Genomic DNA, 26,598 nt, shown 5'->3' on the forward strand with positions numbered 1-26,598 from the left:
CTTCTTTACATAATGTGGGTTTTTCGGCATTATCTTGCCGGTTAAAAACTAAGGTAGTTACACCTAGAGGATTCGATGGCCAAAGAAGACAATATTGAAATGCAGGGCACCGTTCTTGATACGCTGCCGAACACCATGTTCCGCGTTGAATTGGAAAACGGGCACGTGGTAACCGCTCATATCTCCGGTAAAATGCGTAAAAACTATATCCGCATCCTGACGGGTGACAAAGTCACTGTAGAGCTGACCCCGTACGACCTGAGCAAAGGCCGCATTGTCTTCCGTAGCCGTTAATCGGCTAATCTGTCGCAAGTCGACGATTTGCGAGCTCTGAGGATGTAGTCCCCCTCCGGCGCCCTTCCCATTTATGGCAAGGGCGTTTTGCGTTTTCTTTTATTTACCTGTTCATCCGGCTTTATCAGCCATGAAAAAACGAAATACCCAAAAACAAAAAGGGCGATAAGCTGTTAACTTATTGCCCTTTTTTATTTATTTGACCCGTCCTAAATAGCGTTGACACATTTAACTCGCATACTGAGGAAAATGTGATGAACCAATATGTTAAACGCACACAACGCGATGACCCTCTATCCTTTAAATTGACCGTTGTCCAACAGGTCGAAAAAGGTGAAATGACTTACCGTCAGGCGCAAGACCGCTACGGTATTCAAGGCCGTTCTACCGTCTTGAAGTGGCTACGCAAGTACGGTCAACTCGACTGGCTTTCCCCCTCTCCTGCAAGAATGTGCGGAGTTAACATGCCCAAAATGCCTCTTACTCCCGAACAGCGAATCAAAGAACTCGAACAGCAACTTGCTGAATCAGAAGTCAAAGCTCAGTTTTTTGAAGCGGTTGTGAAGGTAATGAACACGGAGTTCGGAGCCACTCTGACAAAAAAGCAGTTGGCCACATTATCACGCAAGCACAAGCGCCGGGACTCACAGTAACGCGCGTGCCGGTTCATGGGGATTAGCCGACAGGCGTGGTATCACTCTTTGCAGCGGGAACGCGAAAGAGAAATACAGGCTCAAAATATCGTTGAACAGGTGACGGCCATCCGGTTACAACAGCCCCGGTTGGGGACGCGTAAACTGCATTACTTGTTGCGACAACGCGCAGGATCGTCTTTGCATGTTGGTCGCGATCGTCTGTTCCAGATACTGAGATGCTCGCGGTTACTGGTGATGCCTAAAAGGAGCTATCATAAAACGACGAACAGCCATCATCGCTTTTATCGTCACCCTAACTTATTGAAGTCAGGAGAGAATCAGGTTATTGCCAGCCACCCGGAGCAGGTATGGGTCGCGGATATCACCTACCTTCCACTGCGTCAGGGAACGGCGTATGTCAGTCTGGTGACCGACGCCTGGTCGAGAAAAATAGTGGGATATCATGTGCATGAAAGCCTGCATACTCGGCATGTGGCCGCCGCGCTCAAAATGGCGCTGATGAGCAGACGCACGACCTCTGTGCTGATACATCACTCAGACCGGGGTATCCAGTACTGTTCAACAGAATATCAGGCGTTACATGAACGTCACGGCGTCATCTGCTCGATGACGGACGGATATGATTGTTATCAGAATGCGCTGGCGGAGCGGGTAAACGGGATATTAAAAATGGAGTATCTTCTTGTTAAACCAGAAGATATCATGCAGGCAAGAAAGATGGTCAGGGAGTCGGTGGAAATCTACAACACGCGACGACCGCATCTGTCGTTAAAATACAAAACGCCCGATGAAGTTCATCAGGCGTTTTAAGGCTGAAAAGTGTCAACCTATATCAGGACTAGTCAATTAACGCGCTGAGTTAGTGAACTGCACCTTCAGTTTTACGCTTTTGCGCACTCTGAAACTCATAAGCCAGTTGTTGTTTTTCTTTATCAAGCTCAACAGTGACTGAACCACCATCAACCAGAGAACCAAACAACAGCTCGTTTGCCAGCGGCTTCTTCAGGTTTTCCTGAATGACTCGCGCCATTGGTCGTGCGCCCATCGCCTTATCGTAACCTTTATCAGATAACCAATTACGTGCTTCTTCACTGACTTCCAGTGACACGCCTTTGGCATCTAATTGCGCCTGCAACTCAACGATGAATTTATCCACCACCTGCTGGATAACAGTCGGCGACAAGTGATTGAACCAAATGATGTTATCCAACCGGTTACGGAATTCCGGTGTAAACACCTTTTTGATCTCTTCTAATGCGTCAGTGCTGTTGTCCTGCTGTTTAAAACCAATGGAGGTGCGCTGCGTTTCGCGTACACCGGCATTGGTTGTCATCACCAGAATGACGTTGCGGAAATCAGCTTTACGGCCATTGTTGTCCGTCAGCGTGCCATTATCCATCACCTGCAATAACAGGTTAAACACATCCGGGTGAGCTTTTTCAATTTCATCCAGCAGCAAAACTGCATGAGGATGCTTGATAACCGCATCGGTCAACAGGCCACCTTGATCGTAGCCAACATAACCCGGAGGCGCACCAATCAGGCGGCTGACGGTATGACGCTCCATATATTCGGACATATCAAAGCGCAACAGCTCGATATCCAGCGCCTTAGCTAATTGCACCGTCACTTCCGTTTTACCAACGCCGGTTGGGCCAGCAAACAGGAACGACCCGACAGGTTTGTGTTCATGCCCCAACCCTGCACGGCTCATTTTGATCGCTTCAGACAGTGCATCGATTGCCTTATCTTGACCAAATACCAGCATGTTCAGGCGGTCGCTCAGATTTTTCAGCACATCGCGATCACTGGCAGAGACCGTTTTCTCCGGAATACGGGCGATGCGAGCAACCACAGATTCGATGTCCGACACATTGACGGTTTTTTTACGCTTGTTGACAGGCATCAAACGGCTACGGGCACCTGCTTCATCAATCACATCAATGGCTTTATCCGGCAAGTGGCGGTCATTGATATATTTAACCGATAACTCGACCGCTGCGCGTATCGCTTTCGCGGTATAACGCACGTCATGATGCGCTTCATATTTCGGTTTCAAACCGTTGATAATCTGAACGGTCTCTTCTGGCGTCGGTTCAGTAATATCAATTTTCTGGAAACGACGTGCCAAGGCACGATCTTTTTCAAAAATATTGCTGAACTCCTGGTAGGTAGTAGAGCCAATCACCCGAATTTTGCCACTAGAAAGCAGCGGCTTAATCAGATTAGCGGCATCGACCTGCCCACCAGAGGCGGCTCCAGCGCCAATGATGGTATGAATTTCATCGATAAACAGGATGCTGTCTTTATCGTTTTCCAGCTGTTTCAGCAGCGCTTTGAAGCGTTTTTCAAAGTCGCCACGGTATTTGGTTCCCGCCAGCAGCGAGCCGATATCCAGTGAGTACAGGGTGCATTCAGACATTACTTCCGGTACATCGCCCTGCACGATACGCCAGGCCAGACCTTCAGCGATGGCGGTTTTACCGACACCTGACTCCCCCACCAGCAACGGGTTATTTTTACGTCGGCGGCACAGCACCTGAATGGCGCGTTCCAGCTCTTTATCGCGCCCAATAAGTGGGTCTATGCCGCCAACGCGGGCCAGTTGATTCAGATTGGTGGTGAAGTTCTCCATACGGTCTTCCCCTCCTGCCTGCTCTTCATTCACCGGATTTTCTGCATTCGGTGCCTGACCCGGCTCGTCCTTACGGGCGCCGTGGGAAATAAAGTTCACGACATCCAGACGGCTGACATCATGCTTGCGCAGCAAGTAGGCCGCCTGAGACTCTTGTTCACTAAAGATGGCAACCAACACGTTGGCACCAGAGACTTCATTGCGCCCTGATGACTGAACGTGGAAGACCGCGCGTTGTAACACCCGCTGGAAACTGAGTGTAGGTTGGGTATCACGCTCCTCTTCAGTGACAGGTAATGTCGGTGTGGTTTGTTCGATAAACGCTTCCAGTTCCTGGCGTAATGCCACCAGATCAACCGTACAGGCCTCCAGCGCTTCCCGCGCAGCTGGATTGCTTAGCAATGCCAGCAATAGGTGCTCCACGGTCATAAACTCGTGTCTGTGCTCACGCGCTCTAGCGAAAGCCATATTGAGACTGAGTTCAAGTTCTTGATTGAGCATAGGCACCTCCCAATAATTGCCTTAATCAGGCTTTTTCCAGCGTACAAAGCAATGGATGCTCGTTCTCCCTGGCGTATTGATTTACATGTGCGACTTTTGTCTCTGCCACTTCAGCAGTAAAAACACCACAAATCGCCTTTCCTTGGTAATGCACATTGAGCATCAATTGTGTTGCACGTTCAATATCATAAGAAAAGAACTTTTGCAGAACGTCAATCACAAATTCCATCGGTGTGTAATCGTCGTTGTTAAGTATAACTTTATACATAGACGGCGGTTTGAGCGCCTCTTTCTGTTTATCTTTGACTAAATGTTCAAAATTCAGCCAGTCGTTATTCTTACCCATTGCCTGCCCATCGTTTCACTGAACCACACAGGAGCAATACTTCACTCCGGTTATAAGACCATTTGATGCAGATATCTATTATTATTTTAACATCACTTATGCCATAACGCCGCCAGAGAAAAAAGTCGATTTTTTTACCTTAAAAGCGGTTAAATTGTAACCAAACGAACACAATAGCGTTAGCTGCATCAAACTTTGAAGAACTCTCCCTGCCAGACAAAAGCCCTCCCCTTGACGTTGGGACCATTTCCACTAGAGTGTATTTTCGTGAGCTGCTGTAGTTTTAACCAATATTGGGGGTTTTAACCAAGATTGGGTTAACCAAGATTACAGTTTTAACCACTTTGCGCTCACATTAACCAGCGATTACCTCATCTCAAACTAGAATAGCCTTGCGAGGGACGTAGAAGTATGGAGACGGGTACTGTTAAATGGTTCAATAACGCCAAAGGTTTTGGCTTCATTTGCCCTGAGGGCGGTGGCGAAGATATATTCGCTCACTATTCAACTATCCAGATGGATGGTTACCGAACGTTAAAAGCCGGTCAGATGGTTAACTTTGATGTCCACCAAGGGCCAAAAGGCAACCACGCCAGTCTGATAGTGCCACTCGGGTTAGATGTGGTCTTGCAAGAAGACATACCGCAGGAACTTGCGCATTGGCCTGACACCATGCAATCATTCGCTTAAATATCATGGCAATACCTCACCTCAAACACGCCGGTGATCAAGGTATTTCCTGAGCGGTCTGTTGCTACCAGCATCAAATACGTTTCAAAATGCCAGCCAATCATGACTGGCATTTTTATTGCTCTATTATGCTACCAGAGCTGCTACGGTCAACCTCCAATTCAGACTTAAAACCGCGCCGCTAGAGCCACTTAGTCGACACAATATTCACGAGAGAATCATTCGCGCGCTAACGCGTCAATCGGATTGAGCCTGGCAGCACTTCGTGCCGGTAAATAGCCAAATACCACCCCAATCACGGTTGAGCACAAGAATGCGCTGAACAGCGCTACTGGTGGAAAAGCAATCTGCCAGTTAGGTAAAAACATCTCTACAATCAGTCCAATGGCGAAGGATAGCGTGATACCCAGCGCCCCTCCGACCAGGCAAACCAAAACCGCCTCAATTAAGAATTGCTGCATAACATCACTGGATCGCGCGCCCACCGCCATACGGATACCGATTTCGCGAGTTCGTTCGGTGACTGAAACCAGCATAATATTCATCACGCCAATCCCACCTACCACCAGTGAAATCACTGCCACCAATGTCAGGAACAATTGCATCGTGCGGGTGGTTTTTTCCGCGGTTTGCAGCAAGCTATCCATGTTGTAGGTGAATATATCTTTCTTGCCGTGGCGCATGGTCAGCAAGCGAACCAGCTGCTGCTCGGCTTCTTTACTGCTATAACCCTCTTTAATCCGAATGGTAATCGAATCAAAGTAAGAACGACCCATCAGGCGGCTCGCCATGGTGCTGTACGGCACCCATATTCGCAGCGTTTTACTGCTACCGAACATAGATTGCTTCTCTTCCACCACCCCCACCACGGTCGCGGGCATATTCCCGACCAGGATCACTTGCCCCACCACATCTTTGATATGCGGGAATAGCCTGCGCTGGGTATTGCGGTCAATCACCACCACTTGCGACTGGCGTTCAACCTGTTCACGGGTGATGGGTGTCCCCTGTTCGAGTTTCATACCGAACACGCGGAAATACTGCTCACTGACCCCCGAAACACTGGCTGCGACATCCACATTGCCGTATCGCAGCCGCATGCTGCCAGAAATGGTGGGCGACACGGCGCTGACATAGGATTGCTCTTTTAGCGCCGCCATATCGTCATAGACCAATGCCTGCCGCGTGCTGGGGTCGTCATCACCAAAATCTTTGCCGGGATAGATATCAATGGTATTGGTGCCAATCGCGCGGATATCCGCCAGCACCATCTGCTTGGCGGCATCCCCGACCACCAATATCGAGACCACCGAGGCGATACCAATAATGATCCCAAGCATAGTCAGCGCAGTGCGCATTTTATTGGCCGACATCGCGCGCCAGGCCATGAGTAACGCCTCACGAAAACGGCCGGTCAGTTGCTGCCATGATGGTGCGGATGGCGTCAAACTCACCACATCAGAAGCCGCAATCGTGGGTACTGTTTTCGAGCCAGAATCCGCCATAATGCGGCCATCTTTGATTTCGATGATCCGCTCTGCCTGAGCCGCAACATTAGGGTCATGGGTGACAATAATCACTGTGTGCCCCTGCTGTTGTAGCTGCTTGAGGATAGCCATCACCTCAACACTGGAGTGGCTATCTAGCGCCCCTGTCGGTTCATCGGCCAGAATGACCTGCCCACCGTTCATCAAGGCGCGAGCGATACTGACCCGTTGCTGCTGCCCGCCGGAGAGCTGATTGGGCTGATAGTTAACACGTTCCTCCAGCCCCAAGCGGGTTAGCAGCATATTCGCCCGCTCGCGCCGCTCGTGCTTACCTAAACCAGCATAGACTGCGGGAACCTCAACATTATGCGCCGCGCTGAGGTGAGGCAGCAGATGATAACGCTGGAAAATAAAGCCAAAATGCTCGCGGCGCAATGCCGCCAGTGCATCATTATCCAATGTGGCGACATCTTGACCGGCGACACGGTAGACGCCCGCACTTGGCTTATCCAGACAGCCCAAAATGTTCATTAGCGTCGACTTACCTGAGCCAGAGGCACCGATAATCGCGACCAACTCACCGGCATTAATGGTTAGTGAGACATCCTGCAATACGTCAACGGTTTCTCCGCCGGACTGATAACTACGACGAATGCCTTTTAACTCAAGCAATGCCGTCATTATGCTTCCTCCGTGCCACCGCGGCTAACGATGACCTCCTCGCCGACCTTCAAACCTGACACTACCTGCGCATCGACGTTATTGCGAATACCGATCGTCACTTCACGTTTCTCCTCTTTGCCCTCTTTCAGCACCGCGACTTGATAACGATTGGTGCCCAGCTCCTCGCCTAATGCCGATAAGGGGATCACTACCGCCTGCTGCACATTTGCCAGCTGGATTGAAACCTGTGCGGTCATTTGCAAACGTAATAAACGATCGGGATTCGGCACCTCAAAGCGCGCAGAGTAGAAAATGGCATCATTCACTTTTTCCGGCGTTGGCTGAATATCTTTTAACACGCCATCAAAACGCTTTCCGGGATCACCCAGCACCGTAAACGAGGCTTTCATCCCCGGTTTAAGGTGAATCACATCCGCCTCTGACACCTGCGCATTAACCAGCATGGTGCTCATGTCGGCCAAGGTCAGAATATTTGGTGCCTGTTGCGCCGCAATCACGGTCTGGCCTTGCAAGGTGGTGATTTGCACCACATCGCCAGCCATCGGGGCAGAGATCTTGGTATAATCCAGATTAATGTTAGCTGTATCCAGACTGGCCTTAGTTTTATTGATTTGCGCATTAATAGTCTCAACTTGCGCTTTTTTCACTGCCAGTGTGGTGCTCGCCTGATCCAGATCCTGACGTGATACCACCTGTAACTTTGCCAGATCCTGCTGACGGCGCAGCGTCACCGCTGCCAGTTGCATTTCAGCTTTCGCCTGCGCTAACTGAGCATTCAAATCCTGAATTGTCGCCTCCACCTCTTTGATTTGGTTCTGCGCCTGTTGTGGGTCGATCATCGCCAGCAACTGACCTTGCTCAACTTGATCGCCAACTTGCACATACAGTTTTTCCAACTGACCACTGACCTGCGCACCCACATCAACTTTGCGCACCGCATCGAGTTTTCCTGTGGCCAGGACATTCTGTTGCAGATCACGGTTGGCAACTTTCACCGTCTGATATTGCACCGGCGCAGTGGCCATCAGGTGTCTGGTGATGAAAAAACCACCAATAATCAATACGGCAAATACGATGAGCCATCGGCGCTGACGTCTACTGAACTGCATCAAATCAATTACCTTCCTTTATTTTGTCACTCTCTAAATTGCCGAAGTTAACATCGGAAATTCTCATTTAGCTAAACGAAATATCAATACCACCGTGCTATCGGCGAAACCTAAGATGCATTGAAACTTGGTTTAGTTCCCCTTTGTTTCAATGGCGCTGAAAATTTCAGTGCCACTGAAAGCTCAGTGATATAACGGGTTTTAACCATGCAAAACAGTAATAACATCACATCAACGCCTGATAATCTTAACTGTTGGGGGTTGATTACATTGCTATTCAAAGGCAACCAGGCGCTGGGTGGAGAACAGTGCGCACAGGGGAATTTCAGCTTACCCCCACAGATTGCACGTAAGCCGATTGAAGATATTGCCAGCAAAAAGCGGGCGGAATACCGCCGCCGCTATCAATTGCTTGAGCAACTCGAAGAGCAGTTAGCCGCACATTTTACCACTGAATTAATCTAGCCCGCTGCCGCTAATCAGCCCGTCCTCGCGCCAACCAAACGACACGAGAAAACATTTTTTTCAGTAACGGGGGAATAGATTCTACCCCCCTCTCTCTGGCCTGGCTGGTCACTTCAATGGCCAGATCCGGCTTGGAGGTACGATGGATGGCCTTTTCAATTACTCTGCGCGGCTGCATTTTGGCATTCATTGGAATGGCCGATACCCGGTGATAAACCGCATCAAATCCTGCACGATATAGAAAGTGCTCCATATCCGGTGCTGGCAAGATGGTCAGGCGATCCCGCTCGTGGTCACGTTCAGTGTCCGCCATATTACGTACTGTGTCGGCGTACTTTTTACCAGCATCATCACCATCTGTCAGAACATGCCACTGGATGCCCATGCGGTTGGCATATTTCAGCAGTGGTCGTAAGCCACTTTGGGCAAACTCAATCACTTTTACCCCTTCGGCTTCAAAGTGATGACCACACTGGCGGGCGAGTTCATTGAGTAACCAAATTTCCGTTTCGCCCTCGACCAACAACCAGCAGCGGGCAAATAAAGCCGATGGGCGGTTGAAGCGAATATGAAACGCGATGCGGCGGCTCTCTTCTGCGCTCATGCCGCGCGGGCCAATGCGGTAAGTCGCGACTCTAGAGGATTCGCGCACCAGCCGACAAATACTCTCTATCGGTACCAAAGAGACTAACTCACCGGAGTTGGTGGTGGTGATACGTTGGAGTGGCAACTGGCTGAGCAGCCCCCACGCCACTGACAGCATAATGGGGTGCAAGCGGGTTTCCGGGTCTTCGACCAGCAGCAATGGCCGCGCATGAGGGTCCAGGCTAAGTGAGCCTTTGGCTTGCAGTAATGTTGAGAACATCCCCAATAGTATCAACCGCATACTGCGGCTATTGGGTTCAGCCACCATGCGGTTGATGCTGTCGAGGGCCTGCCAGGCTTCTCGCTCCGGTTGTGGGCGATAGCGGTGATTACGTAGAGCAATAGATTGCGATCCTTGCTCGGCAAAATAGTGCTCCAGCAGTTGACGCATCGCCACCAACCCTTGACGCAGCTCAGTATTCGTCAGTTTTTGCGGATTACGCACCAACTCGCGGCTTAATTGATCCAACTGCTGATTCAGCGCCACTTTATCCGGCTGATGACTGTTTTCGTCCGTGGTACTGCGTAGCCGACGCATAAAGCGCGCATCCCGTAAGCGCAATACCGGATGGATACGAATGACCCCCCGTGCCAGCTTTTCAATATCATGCAAAGCCAGAGGTTGCCCCTCTAGATCGAGGAAAGTACGCCAGGTACAGACGGTGCCATCATCAGCCAACTCCCCCTCAACCCGATAATAAATACGATGCAAACCATCATCATGGTTTATCCAAAGCGGGGCTAATTGGCGATAACGAGGCGCACGCCAGTGCCCAATATCCTTCTCACAGAAAGTGAAAATAACCTGCAAGTGGCGCTCTTTAGCACTCTCATCCCCTGCCGGATAATAAAAATCCTGCACGGTAAAATGATAAAGTTGCGGTTCAGGGGATAAAAGTAATGTCAGGGCATCTAATAGGCTGGATTTACCCCAGGCATTCTCACCGACCAGCACGGTATTATCATCAAGGTTCAATGAAATACGATTGATACCGCGAAAACCGACTATATCTACGCGTTCAAGATACATGCTGCGCCTCCGATGCGGAATTATTCATACTGATACTACTAGATAACACTGTTAACCCGGCAAGCATAGCGGATTATCTGGCTGATAGAGGTAAAAAAACCTTATTCGTCAAGTGCCGCGGTACATTGCGTGCTGCTTTACTCTTCCTTCGATTTTAGATAGCTTATTGCGCCACAGCTCATTATTCATCTGCTCATGATACCCAAAGTCGAAGGGTATAGGACGGTACAACTCGTGTATTCAGGATTACTGATCATTCTTTTGCCGTTAATTATTGGCTATCTGATCCCACTTAACCGCAAATCATTAATTCAATTGATCAACCGCTTATTAAGCTGGATGGTCTACGTGATTTTATTCTTTATGGGGATCAGCCTGGCATTTCTGGAAAACCTTAGCGCTAATTTACTGCTTATTTTCCAGTACACCGCCGTCTTTTTTCTCTGTATTTTTTGTGCCAATTTACTGGCGCTGTTTTTACTTGAACGCAAATTGCCGTGGAAAAATACTCACCGTCAAGAAGCACTGCCCTCACGGCTACATATGGCACTGGAATCTCTGAAATTATGTGGCGTAGTCATTATTGGTTTCCTGCTGGGTTTAAGCCAATGGCCGTGGTTGCAATTTGCAGCGAAAGGTAGCGAGTTGGCGCTGATTTTTCTGCTATTTTTAGTTGGTATTCAATTACGTAACAGTGGCATGACACTGCGTCAGATCGTGCTAAACCGCCGTGGGACCATAGTGGCATTTGTCGTCGGTATCAGTGCATTGATCGGCGGCTTACTCGCCGCGATGCTAATGGGTTTGCCCATTAAAACCGGGCTGGCGATGGCTTCTGGCTTTGGCTGGTATTCGCTGTCAGGCATTTTACTGACTGATGCATTTGGTCCGGTGATAGGTAGTGCTGCATTCTTTAATGATCTGGCGCGAGAATTGGTGGCAATCATGCTGATCCCAACACTGGTACGCAGCAGCCGCTCCACCGCATTAGGCTTGTGCGGCGCAACCTCAATGGACTTTACGCTACCGGTATTGCAGCGCAGTGGCGGGCTGGAAATGGTCCCTGCCGCGATCGTCCACGGCTTTTTACTGAGTCTGCTAGCCCCGATATTGATCGCCTTCTTTTCGTCATAAACTTCTTCTGCGCAGTGGATGGTCCGATTCACTGCGCGCGACTTCTGCCTGAAATTGAATCACTCTGCCTAAAACTGAATAAATTCTCATTCGCAGAAAAAGTTGCGCCAAATCAAAACAAGTCAAAGTTGCATTAAAAAAGCCTTTTTAAACCCGCCTTGCACCTCTATGCTTTTAAACATGCATTAAAAATGCAATTTTAAAAAGGAAAATAATTATGTTCTGTGTGCAATGTGAACAAACCATCCGAACGCCTGCGGGTAACGGCTGCTCCTACGCGCAGGGGATGTGCGGGAAAACCGCCGAGACCTCTGATTTACAAGACTTATTAGTTGCCGTGTTGCAAGGGCTTTCAGCCTGGGCATTGACAGCGCGCGAAGTGGGCATCGTTGATCATCAGATTGACAGCTTTGCACCCAGAGCCTTCTTCTCGACCCTCACCAATGTGAATTTCGATTCAGACAGAATTATCGGTTACGCCAAAGAAGCCATCTTGCTACGCCAATCACTGGCCATTCGTTGCCGCTTGCTCGATAGCACTATCACTGTTGATCACCCATTAGCCGAACTGCAACTGCTGTCAAACGACATCCCTACCCTGCAACAGCAATCGCAACAATTTGCCCTGAACAGCGATAAAGCGGAGATCGGCGACGATATTCATGGCCTGCGGATGCTCTGTTTGTATGGCCTGAAAGGTGCGGCGGCCTATATGGAACACGCCTACGTATTGGGCCAGCACGATGAGCAAATTTATGCTGAATATCATGCTTATATGGCCTGGTTGGGTACGCAGCCGCGTGATGTCGACACCCTGCTCAATAACGCCATGGGCATTGGCAAAATGAACTTCAACGTCATGGCTATTTTGGACACTGGCGAAACCCAGGCTTACGGTGATCCACAGCCGACTGCCGTTAACGTACGCCCGGTGGCGGGTAAAGCCATTTTGATCTCCGGCCATGACCTCAAAGACTTACAAATGCTGCTGGAGCAGACCGAGGGAACCGGGGTTAACATCTATACCCACGGTGAAATGCTGCCCGCTCACGGCTACCCAGAGTTAAAACGTTACTCACATCTGGTGGGTAACTACGGCAGTGGCTGGCAGAATCAGCAGATAGAATTCGCCAAATTCCCTGGGCCGATTTTGATGACATCCAACTGTATCATTGACCCGAATGTGGGCAATTACGGCGACCGTATCTGGACTCGCAGCATTGTTGGCTGGCCGGGTGTGAATCATCTGGAGGGCGAAGATTTCGCGCAGGTCATCGATCAGGCATTGGGCATGGCGGGCTTCCCGTACAATGAGCTGGAGCAGCTGATTACTGTCGGTTTTGGCCGTCAAACCCTGTTGAATGCGGCTGATACCGTGATTGATCTGGTCGCCACTAAAAAGCTACGTCATGTCTTTCTGGTCGGGGGCTGTGATGGTAGCCGCACAGAACGCAGCTATTTCACTGATTTTGCCCGCAGTGTGCCGCAAGATTGCATCATTATGACCCTAGCCTGCGGTAAGTACCGCTTCAACAAACTGGATTTCGGCACGCTGGAAGGATTACCGCGCCTGCTGGATATCGGCCAATGTAATGATGCTTATTCAGCCATCATGCTGGCGGTGAAATTGTCAGAAAAACTGGGCTGTACCGTCAATGACCTGCCGCTCAGTCTGGTGCTGTCATGGTTTGAACAAAAAGCCATTGTCATCCTGCTGACCTTGCTGTCACTGGGCGTCAAAAATATCTATACCGGCCCGACCGCGCCCGGCTTCCTGACCGACAACCTGATGGGAATTCTGTACGAGAAATTTGGTATGCGCCCCATTACCACGGTAGAACAGGATATGAACGAGATCCTGGGCAGTTAAAACGCGAGGCAAATAAGCCCTGAATAATTAAGCAATATCACCTTGCCCGGCCAGTGCGCTTTAACGCCACCGCTCGGGCATGATGACTGGTTTTGCCCGAGAATGACCTGATTTACTGTGAGGCCCCGATGACCGATTTGACCCCAAGTGCCAATTTTATCCCAACTGACTGCCCAACCGTCCTCTGCCCTAACCGTATGCAACTCCACTCCATAGTGCAAGAAACGCCCGACGTCTGGAGTCTGCGGCTGATTAACCACGATTTTTACCCTTATCTGCCGGGGCAATATGCTCTGGTCAGCATTTGCAACAGTGATGACACCCTGCGCGCGTATACACTCTCCTCCACGCCCGGACTCAGCCCCTTTATCCAACTCACGGTGCGCTGTTTAGCTGATGGCGAGGGGTCTAATTGGCTGACTCAGCAGGTGAGCGTGGGCGATTATCTGTGGCTTTCCGAGGCTCAGGGGGAGTTTACCTGCGCCCATTTTGATGATGACCGCTACCTGATGTTGGCCGCCGGTTGCGGTGTTACGCCAGTGATGTCGATGTGCCGTGACCTGCTGGCACGACGTGCGCAAGCGGATATTCGGGTGATTTTTAATGTGCGCTCACCAGCGGATGTGATTTTTTCCGATGAGTGGCAACGCTTATTACAGCGCTATCCGCAGCAATTGCAGCTCACTCTGGTGGCGGAATCCGCAGCAACGGAGGGATTTATCGCCGGCAGAATCAATGCTCAAATCATGCAACAGGTCGCGCCGGACATCAGCCGCCGCCGGGTAATGACCTGCGGCCCCGCCCCCTATATGGATTGGGTTGAGCAGTATTGCCGTGAGCAATCCGTTCCCGCCAATCATTTCCAAAAAGAACAGTTCCGCAGCGCCGATGAAGCTATCGATACCAGCAATGAATTGACGATGACCATTAGCCATCCACTGCGCAGTGTGAAAGTCCCGGTCGGCACGTCACTGCTGTTTGCGCTGGAACAACATAAAGTTCCGGTGATGGCGGCCTGCCGCGCGGGGGTCTGTGGTTCGTGTAAGACGCGCATTCTGCACGGGGAATACACCACCAGCAGCACCATGACACTGACCCCCGAAGAGATTGCCCAAGGCTATGTTTTAGCTTGTAGTTGTCAGCTTCAGGGCAATATCCAACTGGCCTAACCGCCTTGCTTGCTGCCCCATGAGTGGCTATTCACCCCATAAATGACTATTCACGCCATTAATGGGGCAATCCGCGCCGTTAATGGGCAATAATTGTTAAACGCGCCATACTTTGACCTCAGAGAATAATGACTCGCCATTAATCCTTGAGGGAACAACTATGAAGCAAACCGTGGCAACACTGGTCGCAAAAACGTTGGAACAAGCAGGTGTTAAGCGAATTTGGGGCGTCACTGGGGACTCACTCAACGGCCTGAGTGATAGCCTGCACCGCATGGGCACCATTGAGTGGTTGGGGACGCGCCACGAAGAGGTGGCGGCTTTCGCCGCCGGTGCCGAGGCGCAACTGACCGGGCAACTAGCGGTCTGCGCTGGCTCCTGCGGCCCCGGCAACCTCCATCTAATCAACGGCTTATTTGATTGTCACCGCAACCATGTTCCGGTGCTGGCGATTGCCGCACATATCCCCTCCAGCGAAATTGGCAGTGGTTATTTTCAGGAAACCCACCCGCAAGAGCTGTTCCGTGAATGTAGCCACTACTGTGAATTGGTTTCCAACCCAGAGCAGTTGCCTCGGGTGCTGGAGATAGCCATGCGCCAGGCCATTCTTAACCGTGGTGTCTCAGTGATTGTGTTACCGGGCGATGTAGCACTACAGCCCGCGCCCGAAGAGGCCGCCGTGGTGTGGCAAACACCGAAACTGCCACTGGTTCAGCCGCCGATGAGTGAGTTGGCGATTTTGGCGCAAACACTGAATAAGGCGAAAAATATCACTCTGATGTGCGGCAGCGGTTGTGCTGATGCCCACGATGAGGTGGTCAAACTGGCGGAAATGCTGCAAGCCCCGGTGGTCCATGCACTGCGAGGCAAAGAACATATTGAGTGGGATAATCCATACAGCGTGGGTATGACCGGGCTGATTGGGTTTGCCTCCGGTTATCACGCCATGATGAGTGCCGATACTCTGGTACTGCTCGGCACCCAATTCCCCTATCGCGCCTTTTATCCCACCAATGCAAACATCATCCAGATTGATATCAATCCCGGCAGCATTGGTGCTCACTGCCCAGTGAATATGGCGCTGGTCGGTGATATCCAAACTACGTTGCGCGCGCTGTTGCCGCAGTTAGAGGCGAAAAGTGATAACCAATTTTTAGCAAAAGCACTGGAGCACTATCATACCACCCGCAAGGATCTGGATGGGCTGGCGACTGCCAATGATAACCAGCCGATCCATCCGCAATATCTGGCACAGCAAATCAGCCGCCACGCCACGGATGACGCTATTTTCACCTGTGATGTGGGCACTCCCACAGTGTGGGCAGCCCGCTATCTTGAGATGAACGGTAAACGGCGCTTGCTGGGGTCGTTCAACCACGGTTCGATGGCGAACGCCATGCCACAAGCCATTGGCGCGCAAGCCACCGCCCGCGATCGGCAAGTCGTTGCCCTGTGCGGCGACGGCGGTTTCACCATGCTAATGGGGGATTTCCTCACGCTGGCACAGCTCAAATTACCGGTGAAAATTGTGGTGTTCAACAACAGTGTGCTGGGATTTGTGGCGATGGAGATGAAAGCTGGCGGCTATCTGACTGACGGCACCGATTTGCATAATCCAGACTTTGCCGCCATTGCCAATGCCGCCGGCATCAAGGGTATTCGGGTGGAGAAAGCCTCTGAGCTGGATGCCGCACTGGAGAGCGCATTTGCCCATCCGGGGCCGGTATTGGTGGATGTAGTGACAGCTAAGCAGGAGTTATCGATGCCGCCACAAATCAAATTCGAGCAGGCCAAAGGATTCAGCCTGTATATGCTCAGGGCGATTATCAATGGTCGTGGTGATGAAGTCGTCGAGCTGGCAAAAACCAATTGGCTACGTTAGACGGAAGAGTAAAGCGTCCGCGCCAGGGAAGGCGCGGAACGAGCCTCCAGAGATGGATCTACGGCGTCTTTACGATCCGCCTGTTCTCTCCGCTTCTGGCACATTGTCAATAACCTCAAACGGTGACGCAGCCGCTTCCAGCCTTTCACCCAATTCACTACAGCAATAACCCACAAGTATTATGTGGCGTAAGCGACACTTTCAACTTATCACCCTGCTAAATAGCCCAGAGAGGCGTAGAGTCACTTATTGACTCGTTGTCATCACAAACACGGTATAAACAGCACATTGACCCCATTGATGGTGGTATCGCTATGCCAAAGAGAGCCAAATCAGGATCCTCCGCTACGGCTGAATTAACCTGTTTGCTGCGCGCAAAGTCATACGCTGAGAAGAGACCCCATCTTAAAAGTGATGATTATGTGGCGGTTATTCTGAGTCAGACCTTCCATTCACTCTTTTCTATGATGCAGAAAACCTTTCTGCTGGGCGATGATATATTAAATCTCGCTACCCCCGCCGGCATCTACCCCTACATTGTCGCCCGCACTTTATATATTGATGATATTTTCAAAAAAACCGCGGGGCGCTTTAGCAAAATATTTATCCTGGGGGCCGGTTTTGATTCCAGAGCCATTCGCTTTCATTACGCGCTGCAACATAGCGCTATTGTTGAAATTGATAGTCCCGCCATGCAGCAGCATAAAATCGAAAAACTGAGTGAGGCCCACATCTCACCACCTGCCAATCTGGTCTTTTTACCCATTGATTTTAATCAGCAAAATTTGGCTGACACCCTCGCAACCCTCCCCTTGCCAGCCGGAGAGAAGTGCCTGTTTCTGTTGGAAGGCTTGCTGATGTATCTGGACCCCGCGCAGGTAAAAACGCTATTGAGTGCCATCAGTGACTACAGCCGCGATGGCAGCCAGATTATTTTTGATTTTGTTTATGATCATCTGTTGGTGGATGACCACGGATCAACCGACAGCTCACCATTCAACGGCGAATATGGCGTAAAAGAGAGTGTTGAGGGGGTGCGCAGTATTGGCGAAGCCTGGCGGTTTGGCATCGCCGCCAATGGCCTTGATGCACTGCTACAGCAGTACGGTTTTACGCTATTGGATAGAGCCGATGCCCGCGAACTGGAAAAGCGCTTCTTTACCGATAAACAAGGAAAATGCCTGGAGCGAATTAATACAGCTTCGTGTTTGATCTACGCCAATCGAGAAAAATCCTAATAAATCAGCGGATAACCATAATTTCATTAATTATCAATTGCCCTGATAAATATTATTCTCATTATCAATAAATAATCCCTGCCACTCCTTTCTTGTTTTATCAATCTGGCTATGATGAAGCATACCCCTTTTTCTGACCGCGAGAGAATGATGCTGATCGATTTACGTAGTGACACAGTAACGCAACCTGACGCCGCAATGCGCAATGCCATGGCGAATGCCGCAGTTGGCGACGATGTGTATGGTGATGACCCGACGGTTAATGCTTTAGAAGCCGAAGCCGCCAGAGTGTCGGGCAAAGAGACCGCCCTGTTCTTGCCGAGCGGCACACAGGCCAATTTGGTCGCGCTATTGACCCACTGCCAACGGGGTGAAGAGTATATTGTCGGCCAGAAAGCGCACAACTACCTGTATGAAGCGGGTGGCGCGGCGGTACTTGGCAGTATTCAGCCGCAACCCATTGATGCCAATGATGACGGCACCCTACCGCTGGATAAAGTGTTAGCCGCCATCAAACCCGACGATATTCATTTTGCCCAAACCCGGCTATTAAGTTTGGAAAATACCCATAGCGGCAAAGTGTTGCCACTGAGCTATTTGCAGCAAGCCTGGGCCTTGACCCGAGAGAAGAGACTGGCGCTCCATATTGATGGCGCACGTATTTTTAATGCGGCGGTGGCGCTGAATGTGCCCTTGAGCGACATTAGCCAATATTGCGATACCCTGACCATTTGCCTCTCCAAAGGGCTGGGTGCGCCAGTTGGCTCGCTGCTGTGTGGCAGTGCGGAATATATTCATCGCGCCCGCCGCTGGCGTAAAATGACCGGCGGTGGGATGCGTCAGGCCGGTATTCTGGCAGCGGCAGGGCTGTACGCCTTAGAGCACAATGTCGCCCGCTTAAAAGATGACCATGACAATGCCGCCTGGTTAGAGCAGCAACTACGCTCACTGGATGTCGAGATTGTGGCACCCGGCGCACAAACTAACGTGCTGTATATTAAGCAGTCTGCCGAGTCAGCGGCAAAATTTGGCCCCTGGATGCGCGAACGTGGCGTATTAATCAGCGCAGGCCCAGTTACCCGAATGATTACCCACATCAATATAAGCCGCCAGGATCTGGAAAAAGTGGTTGCACTGTGGCGTGAGTTTTTGGCCGGGCAGCGCGCATGACGCCGCAACGGATATTGGTGCTGGGGGCCAGTGGCTATATCGGCCAGCACCTGATCCCCAGACTCAGCCAACAGGGGCACCATGTCACTGCCGCCGCCCGCCGTGTCGAGTGGCTAAAAGAGCAGCAGTGGCCCGGTGTCGACTGCCGCTTTGTCGATCTTTATCAGCCCGACACCCTCAGCACCGCCCTGCAAGATATTGATATCGTTTATTATCTAGTCCATGGCATGGGCGAAGGGCAGGATTTAATTGAGCAGGAGCGTCTGGCCGCCAACAATATGAAGGCCGCCCTACAGGCCCCCCCTTGCTCAGTGAAACAGGTCATCTATCTGGGCGCATTACAGCCGGGGAACAACAGCTCCTCCCATCTGATTGCGCGTAAACTGACCGGTGATTTATTGCGCCAAAGTGGCATTCCGGTGACGGAACTGCGCGCCAGCATCATTGTCGGCCCCGGCTCAGCCGCCTTTGAAGTGATGCGCGACATGGTTTATAACCTGCCGATCCTAACACCACCTCGCTGGGTGCGCTCGAAATCATCCCCCGTCGCACTGGATAACCTGCTGGTTTACTTGACGGAATTGCTCAATCACCCGGCGCAAGAGAACCGCATTTTCGATGTTGCAGGGCCGGAGTACATCAGCTATCAAACCCTGTTCGAGCGCTTTATTGCCATCAGTGGTAAACGGCGCTGGTTGATCCCGATCCCGCTGCCGACCCGCTTTATCTCAGTCTATTTCATCAGCATGATCACCTCAGTGCCGACCCCCATTGCCAGCGCATTGATTGAGGGGCTAAACCACGATTTACCGGCCGATGGCGCAGCATTGCAGGCGCTTATCCCGCAGCAACTGGTGAGTTTTGACGATGCGGTCAAAGAGACACTGCGCCGTGAAGATGAAGTGGTGAACTCCGCTGACTGGGGCTATGACCCCGAAGCCCGCGCCCGCTGGCGGCCCGGTTATGGATTTTACCCTAAGCAGGCGGGTTGCCAACTCTACACCACCGCCTCCAGCGAAGCACTTTGGCATGTGGTGCAGCAAATCGGCGGCAAAGAGGGCTATTTCTACGGCAATCTGCTGTGGAAAACCCGCGCCTGGATGGATGACATTGCTGGCGGCGGCGTAGTCTATGGCCGTCCGGATCGCGAAACTCTGGAGTTAGGTGACCTGGTTGATGGCTGGAAAGTCATTACCGTCAAGCCGTTACGTCAGTTAGCGATGATGTTCGGCATGAAAGCCCCCGGTTTGGGCCGCCTGACGTTTACCATCAAAGAGTTAGGCGGGCGGCGCAGTTTTGATGTGCGGGCATGGTGGCATCCGGCAGGTTTTAGCGGCTTGCTTTACTGGTTTGTGATGATGCCAGCCCATCTGTTTATCTTCCGTGGCATGGCAAAACGCATTGCGACGCTGGCGGAGCAATATGATCGCCAACACCTGCACAGCACATTGGCGCAAAGTGAATCAGGTGACGAGCCAACGCCTTAAATTGAGTGGCATAACTCATGCCCCAAAGTGTTAAAAAAGTCGATGACTCGATTTGAAACAGTGAGAACGGGTAGAAGAGTCAAGCGTCCGCGCCAGGGAGGGCGCGGCTCGAGCCTCCAGGGAGGGATTTACGGCGTCTTGATGATCTACCTGTTCTCTCCGCAACTGGCACCTTGCCATAAACCTCCGGCATAACTTATGGCCATTTTTCTTCTAATTAGCAGTCAACAACACTGTAAACCCAAGGAAAAAGCGGACAGTCGGTGCTTTCTGATTGCATAGCGCATCATTTCACGGAAGAATGGCATCTTATTTGCTGAGCGAATGATTCCAAACGCTAGCATTCTGATTTTTGGTGGGAACCGAATTCGCTATGAAGGTATTGGTCACCGGTGCAACCTGTGGGTTAGGCCGAAATGCCGTTGAATATCTCCGTCGTCAGGGTATCAAAGTCATCGCTGCCGGCAACAATGCGGCGATGGGCGCACTACTGACAAAAATGGGCGCTGAATTTATTCATGCGGATCTGACGAATCTGGTTTCCTCGCAGGCAAAAGCCATGCTGGCTGATGTCGATACACTGTGGCACTGCTCCAGTTTCACCTCGCCATGGGGCACTGAGCAGGCTTTTGAGTTGGCGAATGTGCGCGCCACACGCCGCTTAGGCGAATGGGCCGCCGCCTATGGCGTGGAGAATTTCATTCATATCTCCTCACCTGCTATTTATTTCGATTATCATCATCACCGTAATATTCAGGAAGATTTTCGGCCAGCACGTTACGCCAATGAATTCGCCCGTAGCAAGGCCGCCGGCGAACAGGTTATCCAGCAATTGGCGCTCTCTAACCCACAAACGCATTTTACCATCCTGCGCCCGCAGGGCTTATTTGGCCCGCACGATAAAGTGATGCTGCCACGTCTGCTACAGATGATTAAGCACTATGGCACCCTGCTGCTGCCCCGTGGCGGCAATGCACTGGTAGACATGACTTATCTGGAAAATGCGGTACATGCCATGTGGCTGGCGACCCAAAGCCAAAATACCCTGTCGGGCCGAGCCTATAATATTACCAACCAGCAACCCCGCCCCTTGCGCACCATCGTGCAACATCTGCTCGACGAGCTAGATATGCCATGCCGCATCCGCTCGGTGCCCTATCCGATGATGGATATCATGGCCAGAGCCATGGAGAAGCTGGGGAATAAGGCGGAAAAGGAGCCGGTGCTGACACATTATGGTGTCGCCAAACTCAACTTTGATCTGACGCTAGACACCCGCCGCGCTGAGCAAGAGCTGGGCTATCGCCCGATAGTGTCACTGGATGAGGGGATAAATCGCACCGCCCGCTGGCTAAAAGATCACGGTAAATTGCGTGGTTTATAGCCATCTGTGGTGCATAGAAGTGCTGAATGAAGCGATTACAGGCAAGCATAAGACAGTCGAGAAAATAGCTCTTATACTACAATCACTTTCATAACAGATTTCTTTCACCTAAGGTCATCATATGAAAAAGAAAAAAATTGCTCTGATTCTTCCTCTCGCCATTCTGCTTAGCGCCTGTACCAGCACCGTCGATCCGGCATTTAAGGATATCAGCAGCCGCACAGCACCTTGTGTTGACGGTGGGCCGGATCAGGTGGCGCAACAATTCTATGATCTGCGGGTTCAGCAAATTGGTAATCACACTGGCTTGCCCGATGATAATCTCTCGGCCCAATTTCGCCCTTATCTGAGCCAGGCACTTTACACAATGATTCAGACCGCCAGAAAACAGGCGGGCAGCCGTAGCACTGCTCAAGTGAATAAAACCCAGCCCATTAACGGCGATATCTTTACCAGTCTGCGCGAAGGCACGACCAGTGCGGATGTTGCCAGCGCCTCAACCATTCCCAATACCGACGCCCGAAACATTCCGCTGCGTGTTAATTTGACTCATCAGAGTGCCGGCGGCAAATCGGTGACGTGGCAAGATGAGGTATTGATGATCCGCGAAGGAAGCTGCTGGGTGGTCGATGATATCCGTTTTATGGGCGTCTCTGCCCCCGCCAGCAGCTTACGTCAGCTACTGGGTGATCACTGATCCCATACCTTTCTCCTCCGGTGGGTAGCTAGCCTATTATCTGCCGGATAAATCTAATCTATCGAATAAATCTGTCTGCCAAATAGAGCTAGCTGCCAGATTACTCCTGCCATCAATGTGTACCGGTTTTCTTCCAGTCAACCGGTATGCTTTGATTTACAAGTAGATTCCCATTTTGATTACTTTTTAATCTGCCACTGCGGATGCTCTGTCAGATTTATTCATCGCACGACAAATTCCCTCTGAGTAGAGTCAAATCCAAATGTTATGCTGTTTTTCTCACTAAACTCTGGTTATTAATAAATTTTAACGCACAAAGATTGCATAAGTATGCCGCGGAAGTTACCATTCACCGCATCATTGGCTATTCAGATTTGGCGCATGAGTATTCAACTTAGCGGAATTAACTGTTACTACGGCGTACATCAAGCGCTGTTCGACATTACATTAGACTGTCCGGCTGGCGAAACCTTAGTGTTACTAGGGCCAAGCGGTGCCGGTAAAAGCTCACTACTGCGCGTGCTCAATCTGCTGGAGATGCCTCGTTCCGGCACCTTGCAGATCGCCGGTAATCACTTCGATTTTACCCAAGCTCCAGGGGCAAAAGCGATTCGCGAATTGCGCCAAAATGTGGGTATGGTCTTCCAGCAATACAATCTTTGGCCGCATCTATCCGTGGTACAAAATCTGATTGAAGCCCCTTGCCGCGTGCTGGGTCTGTCAAAAGATGAGGCCATGGCGCGGGCGCAGAAATTACTGACGCGACTGCGTTTGACCGACTTCGCTTCCCGCTTCCCGCTGCACCTCTCCGGTGGTCAGCAACAGCGCGTGGCCATTGCCCGTGCGCTGATGATGGAGCCTCAGGTTTTGCTGTTTGACGAACCCACTGCGGCACTCGACCCAGAGATTACCGCACAAATCGTCAGCATTATCCGTGAATTGGCCGGAACCGGCATCACTCAAGTGATCGTCACCCATGAAGTTGAAGTGGCTCGTAAAACCGCCAGCCGTGTGGTGTATATGGAAAATGGCCACGTGGTGGAACAAGGCGATGCCAGCCACTTTACTCAACCAACAACCGAAGCTTTTGCCAGCTATCTGTCACATTGATATCTATTTGGGAATTTGCGATGAAAAAATTAATAATTGCTGCCGTCCTCGCCAGTATCAGTTTGTCTGCCTCTGCCGCTGAAACTATCCGTTTCGCTGCGGAAGCCACTTATCCGCCATTCGAATTCATTGATGCCAATAATAGAATGCAGGGCTTCGATATCGATCTGGCGAATGCGCTGTGTAAAGAGATGCAGGCCGAGTGCACCTTTACCAATCAGGCGTTTGACAGCTTGATCCCTAGCCTTAAATTCAAGCGTTTTGATGCGGTTATCTCAGGTATGGACATCACTCCTGAGCGCCAAAAGCAAGTTGCTTTCACCAAACCTTATTATGATAACTCCGCACTGTTTATCGCCGAGAAAGGCAAAGTGGCTGATTTAGCCGCCCTGAAAGGCAAGCGCGTGGGGATGCAAAACGGTTCCACCCATCAGAAATACCTGATGGAAAAACACCCTGAAATCACTGCCGTCCCTTATGACAGCTATCAGAATGCGATTCTTGATCTGAAAAATGGCCGTCTGGACGCGGTATTTGGTGACACTGCGGTGGTGAATGAGTGGCTGAAGCAGAATAACCAACTGGCTGCGGTCAGTGATAAGGTGACTGACGCTGACTATTTCGGCACCGGTTTAGGTATCGCCGTTCGTCAGACCAATACCGAATTACTGGGTAAGTTAGATGCTGCGCTGGCGAAAGTTAAAGCCGATGGCACCTATCAGACAATCTATAAAAAATGGTTCCAGCAGTAATCTAAGCACCCATGAATGAATTTCAACCTTTAGCAAGCGCCGCCGGTATGACCGTCGGCCTTGCCGTTTGTGCACTGGCCCTCGGTCTGGTTCTGGCGATGCTGTTTGCCGTCTGTGAATCATCGCGCTTGAAAGTGGTCAGCTATCTGACCACCGGCTGGGTCACCATTTTACGCGGGCTACCCGAGATCCTGGTGGTCCTGTTTATCTATTTCGGCTCCTCTCAGCTGCTAATGATGCTGTCGGACGGATTTACCCTGAATCTCTATCTGTTTGAGCTGCCAATTAAGCTTAATATTGATGATTTCGAGGTCAGCCCGTTCCTGTGCGGTGTGATAGCCCTCGCCCTGCTCTATTCGGCTTACGCTTCACAAACCTTACGGGGCGCGCTAAAAGCCGTGCCGATTGGGCAGTGGGAATCTGGGCAAGCATTGGGTTTGAGCCAGGCGGCCATCTTCTTCCGCCTGATTATGCCGCAGATGTGGCGTCATGCCCTACCCGGATTGGGTAACCAATGGTTGGTGCTGCTGAAAGATACCGCGTTAGTGTCGCTGATCAGTGTGAATGACCTGATGCTGCAAACCAAAAGCATTGCCACCCGCACTCAGGAACCCTTCACCTGGTATGTGATTGCCGCAGCAATCTATCTGGTAGTGACCCTGCTGAGCCAGTACGTGCTCAAATGGATTGAACTCCGTACCACTCGTTTTGAACGGAGCCCATCCTGATGCTGGAATACTTACCTGAGATCCTAAAAGGGCTGCATACCAGCCTGACGTTGACCATTGCCTCCTTATTAGTGGCATTAGTGTTATCACTGCTGTTTACCATTGTGTTGACACTGAAAACCCCCATTATTACGCCGCTGGTCAAGATCTATATCACACTGTTCACTGGCACCCCGCTGCTGGTGCAGATTTTCTTGATCTATTATGGCCCAGGGCAGTTCCCGGCTATCCGTGAATATCCGTGGTTATGGAGTCTGCTGTCGCAACCTTGGTTGTGCGCAATGATTGCATTGGCATTGAATAGTGCGGCCTATACCACTCAACTGTTCTATGGGGCTGTCCGCGCGATCCCATCAGGTCAGTGGCAATCTTGCGAAGCTCTGGGGATGTCCAAAGCCCAGTCGTTACGCATCCTCCTGCCATTTGCCTTTAAACGCGCACTCTCATCCTACTCCAACGAAGTGGTGTTGGTATTCAAAAGCACCTCACTGGCTTACACCATCACATTGATGGAAGTTATGGGTTACAGCCAACTGATGTATGGCCGTACTTATGACGTGATGGTGTTTGGCGCTGCCGGGATTGTCTATCTGTGTGTGAATGGGTTGCTGACATTGTTGATGCGGTTGGTGGAGCGCAGAGCACTGGCGTTTGAGCGGCGAAATTGAGGGGAGAGATCCCCTATCCCGTTGATTGGAGCAGGATTCGGTGGTCTGTTCGGTTGTCAAAGCTACACAGCCCACCTTACCTACAATGAACCAACCGCCAAAGGGTGCGGGCGCGCACCCTTCTGGAATCCCGCGCTTCGCACGTATCGCTTGTCCACTACGTGGATACCCTCCCTCATCGCTCCGCTAACGGACCGCCGTGATTCGCTCCTGCTCAAGCACGGCTCGTTCGGCATCCATGCCTCACGTCCTACCTTCACTCTTCACTCGGCAGCTCAAATGTGCTTTTAACTTCAAGGCCAAGACCATGGTTTGGTTTTGATTTTCTCTTTTGACGTTGAGCGCAATCAGGAATATTACCAACAAAGATTGCAGGCCGAATGAGCCGCATGGACGCGGCGAAAGGGGCGGTCGAGCTGGGAGCGAGTCAGCCCCGGTTCGAACAGCCGGCAAGCTGCCGGAGGGCACTGCGAATAGCAGTAATATTTTGCGCAAGCCGCAGGTGCAGGAGGGCCGGCCTGCCCTCCTGCTCGGTTGAGGTCACAAAGTTCAAGTGAGCACTAAACGAATATCAACCGAAACCTGATCCGATACAACCCACTGCGGCGGTAAAGTGAGCCGTGAAGCTTTAACAACCAAATCGGGTTACCTTCCCTTAAAAAAAATAAAAAAATAAATTTTTAATCACATTACTTGCATATAAATTCATAAGCTGGCAATGTAAACCCCATCAGTTATCCAAATAAATTGCGATAACAAATCACTAG

Annotated in this window: 20 protein-coding genes and 3 pseudogenes; 18 read left to right on the plus strand and 5 right to left on the minus strand. The window is 51.0% G+C overall.

Translation table 11 applies throughout. The features are described from left to right. Positions 1-75: 75 nt before the first annotated feature. Both infA and AACW11_RS15110 read left to right on the plus strand, forming a co-directional pair. Positions 76-294, plus strand: a complete 219-nt coding sequence (gene infA, locus AACW11_RS15105) for a translation initiation factor IF-1 (protein ID WP_002211347.1) — start codon at positions 76-78, stop codon at positions 292-294. 254 nt (positions 295-548) lie between these two features. Next, positions 549-1,760: pseudogene (locus tag AACW11_RS15110) on the plus strand (IS3 family transposase). Between the two features lie 49 nt (positions 1,761-1,809). Here AACW11_RS15110 and clpA read toward each other — a convergent pair. After that, positions 1,810-4,086: an ATP-dependent Clp protease ATP-binding subunit ClpA gene (gene clpA, locus AACW11_RS15115; RefSeq protein ID WP_212584624.1), complete on the minus strand. Its 2,277-nt coding sequence runs from the start codon at positions 4,084-4,086 to the stop codon at positions 1,810-1,812. A 25-nt stretch (positions 4,087-4,111) separates the two neighbouring features. After that, positions 4,112-4,432 (minus strand): ATP-dependent Clp protease adapter ClpS, encoded by a 321-nt coding sequence (gene clpS / locus AACW11_RS15120; protein ID WP_004873731.1) that lies wholly within the window; start codon positions 4,430-4,432, stop codon positions 4,112-4,114. A gap of 411 nt (positions 4,433-4,843) precedes the next feature. Between clpS and cspD the strand changes: the two genes are divergently transcribed. Further along, complete coding sequence (gene cspD / locus AACW11_RS15125) at positions 4,844-5,122, plus strand: cold shock-like protein CspD (RefSeq protein ID WP_212584625.1); 279 nt, start codon at positions 4,844-4,846, stop codon at positions 5,120-5,122. Positions 5,123-5,340: 218 nt separating this feature from the next. Here the strand turns inward: cspD and macB are convergent, their stop codons facing one another. Continuing rightward, positions 5,341-7,290 (minus strand): macrolide ABC transporter ATP-binding protein/permease MacB, encoded by a 1,950-nt coding sequence (gene macB, locus AACW11_RS15130; RefSeq protein WP_212584626.1) that lies wholly within the window; start codon positions 7,288-7,290, stop codon positions 5,341-5,343. Continuing rightward, positions 7,290-8,402: a macrolide transporter subunit MacA gene (gene macA, locus AACW11_RS15135; protein WP_212584627.1), complete on the minus strand. Its 1,113-nt coding sequence runs from the start codon at positions 8,400-8,402 to the stop codon at positions 7,290-7,292. The genes macB and macA overlap by 1 nt, the downstream gene beginning before the upstream one ends. Positions 8,403-8,693: 291 nt before the next feature. Between macA and AACW11_RS15140 the strand changes: the two are divergent. After that, positions 8,694-8,867 (plus strand): annotated as a pseudogene (locus AACW11_RS15140) (DUF535 family protein); the annotation flags it as partial. A 10-nt stretch (positions 8,868-8,877) separates the two neighbouring features. On the opposite strand, the gene AACW11_RS15145 reads toward AACW11_RS15140, so the two are convergent. Then, on the minus strand, positions 8,878-10,542 hold the full coding sequence (locus AACW11_RS15145) for an ATP-dependent endonuclease (RefSeq protein ID WP_212584628.1): 1,665 nt from the start codon (positions 10,540-10,542) through the stop codon (positions 8,878-8,880). A 234-nt stretch (positions 10,543-10,776) separates the two neighbouring features. Here AACW11_RS15145 and AACW11_RS15150 point away from each other — a divergent pair, with 234 nt between their 5' ends. The 14 genes and pseudogenes from AACW11_RS15150 (at position 10,777) to artM (ending at position 25,831) form a co-directional block, all read left to right on the plus strand. Then, on the plus strand, positions 10,777-11,676 hold the full coding sequence (locus AACW11_RS15150; RefSeq protein WP_212584629.1) for a lysine exporter LysO family protein: 900 nt from the start codon (positions 10,777-10,779) through the stop codon (positions 11,674-11,676). Between the two features lie 217 nt (positions 11,677-11,893). Next, positions 11,894-13,546, plus strand: a complete 1,653-nt coding sequence (gene hcp, locus AACW11_RS15155; RefSeq protein ID WP_212584630.1) for a hydroxylamine reductase — start codon at positions 11,894-11,896, stop codon at positions 13,544-13,546. 197 nt (positions 13,547-13,743) lie between these two features. Beyond that, complete coding sequence (gene hcr, locus AACW11_RS15160) at positions 13,744-14,715, plus strand: NADH oxidoreductase (RefSeq protein WP_249192758.1); 972 nt, start codon at positions 13,744-13,746, stop codon at positions 14,713-14,715. A 160-nt stretch (positions 14,716-14,875) separates the two neighbouring features. Further along, a complete protein-coding gene (poxB, locus tag AACW11_RS15165) occupies positions 14,876-16,597 on the plus strand; it encodes a ubiquinone-dependent pyruvate dehydrogenase (RefSeq protein ID WP_212584632.1) in 1,722 nt (573 codons plus the stop codon). 51 nt (positions 16,598-16,648) lie between these two features. Continuing rightward, a pseudogene (locus tag AACW11_RS20875) lies at positions 16,649-16,714 on the plus strand (gluconate 5-dehydrogenase); the annotation flags it as partial. A 197-nt stretch (positions 16,715-16,911) separates the two neighbouring features. Continuing rightward, positions 16,912-17,835 (plus strand): class I SAM-dependent methyltransferase, encoded by a 924-nt coding sequence (locus AACW11_RS15170; protein WP_212584633.1) that lies wholly within the window; start codon positions 16,912-16,914, stop codon positions 17,833-17,835. A 150-nt stretch (positions 17,836-17,985) separates the two neighbouring features. Then, complete coding sequence (ltaE, locus tag AACW11_RS15175; RefSeq protein ID WP_212584771.1) at positions 17,986-19,005, plus strand: low-specificity L-threonine aldolase; 1,020 nt, start codon at positions 17,986-17,988, stop codon at positions 19,003-19,005. Next, a complete protein-coding gene (locus tag AACW11_RS15180) occupies positions 19,002-20,492 on the plus strand; it encodes a DUF2867 domain-containing protein (protein ID WP_212584634.1) in 1,491 nt (496 codons plus the stop codon). Before ltaE ends, AACW11_RS15180 begins: the two co-directional genes overlap by 4 nt. Positions 20,493-20,865: 373 nt before the next feature. Then, on the plus strand, positions 20,866-21,876 hold the full coding sequence (locus AACW11_RS15185) for an NAD-dependent epimerase/dehydratase family protein (RefSeq protein WP_212584635.1): 1,011 nt from the start codon (positions 20,866-20,868) through the stop codon (positions 21,874-21,876). A 121-nt stretch (positions 21,877-21,997) separates the two neighbouring features. Next, positions 21,998-22,573 (plus strand): lipoprotein, encoded by a 576-nt coding sequence (locus AACW11_RS15190; protein ID WP_212584636.1) that lies wholly within the window; start codon positions 21,998-22,000, stop codon positions 22,571-22,573. A 381-nt stretch (positions 22,574-22,954) separates the two neighbouring features. Further along, positions 22,955-23,683, plus strand: a complete 729-nt coding sequence (artP, locus tag AACW11_RS15195) for an arginine ABC transporter ATP-binding protein ArtP (RefSeq protein WP_212584772.1) — start codon at positions 22,955-22,957, stop codon at positions 23,681-23,683. 20 nt (positions 23,684-23,703) lie between these two features. Beyond that, a complete protein-coding gene (gene artJ, locus AACW11_RS15200) occupies positions 23,704-24,435 on the plus strand; it encodes an arginine ABC transporter substrate-binding protein (RefSeq protein WP_212584637.1) in 732 nt (243 codons plus the stop codon). A gap of 11 nt (positions 24,436-24,446) precedes the next feature. Beyond that, positions 24,447-25,163 carry an arginine ABC transporter permease ArtQ gene (artQ, locus tag AACW11_RS15205; RefSeq protein WP_048619862.1) on the plus strand — a complete coding sequence of 239 codons (717 nt, stop codon included), beginning with the start codon at positions 24,447-24,449 and terminating at the stop codon, positions 25,161-25,163. Further along, positions 25,163-25,831: an arginine ABC transporter permease ArtM gene (gene artM, locus AACW11_RS15210; RefSeq protein ID WP_032899150.1), complete on the plus strand. Its 669-nt coding sequence runs from the start codon at positions 25,163-25,165 to the stop codon at positions 25,829-25,831. Before artQ ends, artM begins: the two co-directional genes overlap by 1 nt. The last annotated feature ends 767 nt before the right edge of the window (positions 25,832-26,598 follow it).

The sequence above is a fragment of the Yersinia sp. Marseille-Q3913 genome (genome assembly GCF_963892745.1).
GTDB classification, from domain to species: domain Bacteria; phylum Pseudomonadota; class Gammaproteobacteria; order Enterobacterales; family Enterobacteriaceae; genus Yersinia; species Yersinia bercovieri.

Excerpts from the sequence above, each read along its gene's own strand:
- infA (WP_002211347.1), top strand. The coding sequence starts at position 76 with ATGGCCAAAGAAGACAATATTGAAATGCAGGGCACCGTTCTTGATACG.
- clpA (WP_212584624.1), bottom strand. The coding sequence starts at position 4,086 with ATGCTCAATCAAGAACTTGAACTCAGTCTCAATATGGCTTTCGCTAGA.
- clpS (WP_004873731.1), bottom strand. The coding sequence starts at position 4,432 with ATGGGTAAGAATAACGACTGGCTGAATTTTGAACATTTAGTCAAAGAT.
- cspD (WP_212584625.1), top strand. The coding sequence starts at position 4,844 with ATGGAGACGGGTACTGTTAAATGGTTCAATAACGCCAAAGGTTTTGGC.
- macB (WP_212584626.1), bottom strand. The coding sequence starts at position 7,290 with ATGACGGCATTGCTTGAGTTAAAAGGCATTCGTCGTAGTTATCAGTCC.
- macA (WP_212584627.1), bottom strand. The coding sequence starts at position 8,402 with ATGCAGTTCAGTAGACGTCAGCGCCGATGGCTCATCGTATTTGCCGTA.
- AACW11_RS15145 (WP_212584628.1), bottom strand. The coding sequence starts at position 10,542 with ATGTATCTTGAACGCGTAGATATAGTCGGTTTTCGCGGTATCAATCGT.
- hcp (WP_212584630.1), top strand. The coding sequence starts at position 11,894 with ATGTTCTGTGTGCAATGTGAACAAACCATCCGAACGCCTGCGGGTAAC.
- hcr (WP_249192758.1), top strand. The coding sequence starts at position 13,744 with ATGCAACTCCACTCCATAGTGCAAGAAACGCCCGACGTCTGGAGTCTG.
- poxB (WP_212584632.1), top strand. The coding sequence starts at position 14,876 with ATGAAGCAAACCGTGGCAACACTGGTCGCAAAAACGTTGGAACAAGCA.
- AACW11_RS15170 (WP_212584633.1), top strand. The coding sequence starts at position 16,912 with ATGCCAAAGAGAGCCAAATCAGGATCCTCCGCTACGGCTGAATTAACC.
- ltaE (WP_212584771.1), top strand. The coding sequence starts at position 17,986 with ATGCTGATCGATTTACGTAGTGACACAGTAACGCAACCTGACGCCGCA.
- AACW11_RS15180 (WP_212584634.1), top strand. The coding sequence starts at position 19,002 with ATGACGCCGCAACGGATATTGGTGCTGGGGGCCAGTGGCTATATCGGC.
- AACW11_RS15185 (WP_212584635.1), top strand. The coding sequence starts at position 20,866 with ATGAAGGTATTGGTCACCGGTGCAACCTGTGGGTTAGGCCGAAATGCC.
- AACW11_RS15190 (WP_212584636.1), top strand. The coding sequence starts at position 21,998 with ATGAAAAAGAAAAAAATTGCTCTGATTCTTCCTCTCGCCATTCTGCTT.
- artP (WP_212584772.1), top strand. The coding sequence starts at position 22,955 with ATGAGTATTCAACTTAGCGGAATTAACTGTTACTACGGCGTACATCAA.
- artJ (WP_212584637.1), top strand. The coding sequence starts at position 23,704 with ATGAAAAAATTAATAATTGCTGCCGTCCTCGCCAGTATCAGTTTGTCT.
- artQ (WP_048619862.1), top strand. The coding sequence starts at position 24,447 with ATGAATGAATTTCAACCTTTAGCAAGCGCCGCCGGTATGACCGTCGGC.
- artM (WP_032899150.1), top strand. The coding sequence starts at position 25,163 with ATGCTGGAATACTTACCTGAGATCCTAAAAGGGCTGCATACCAGCCTG.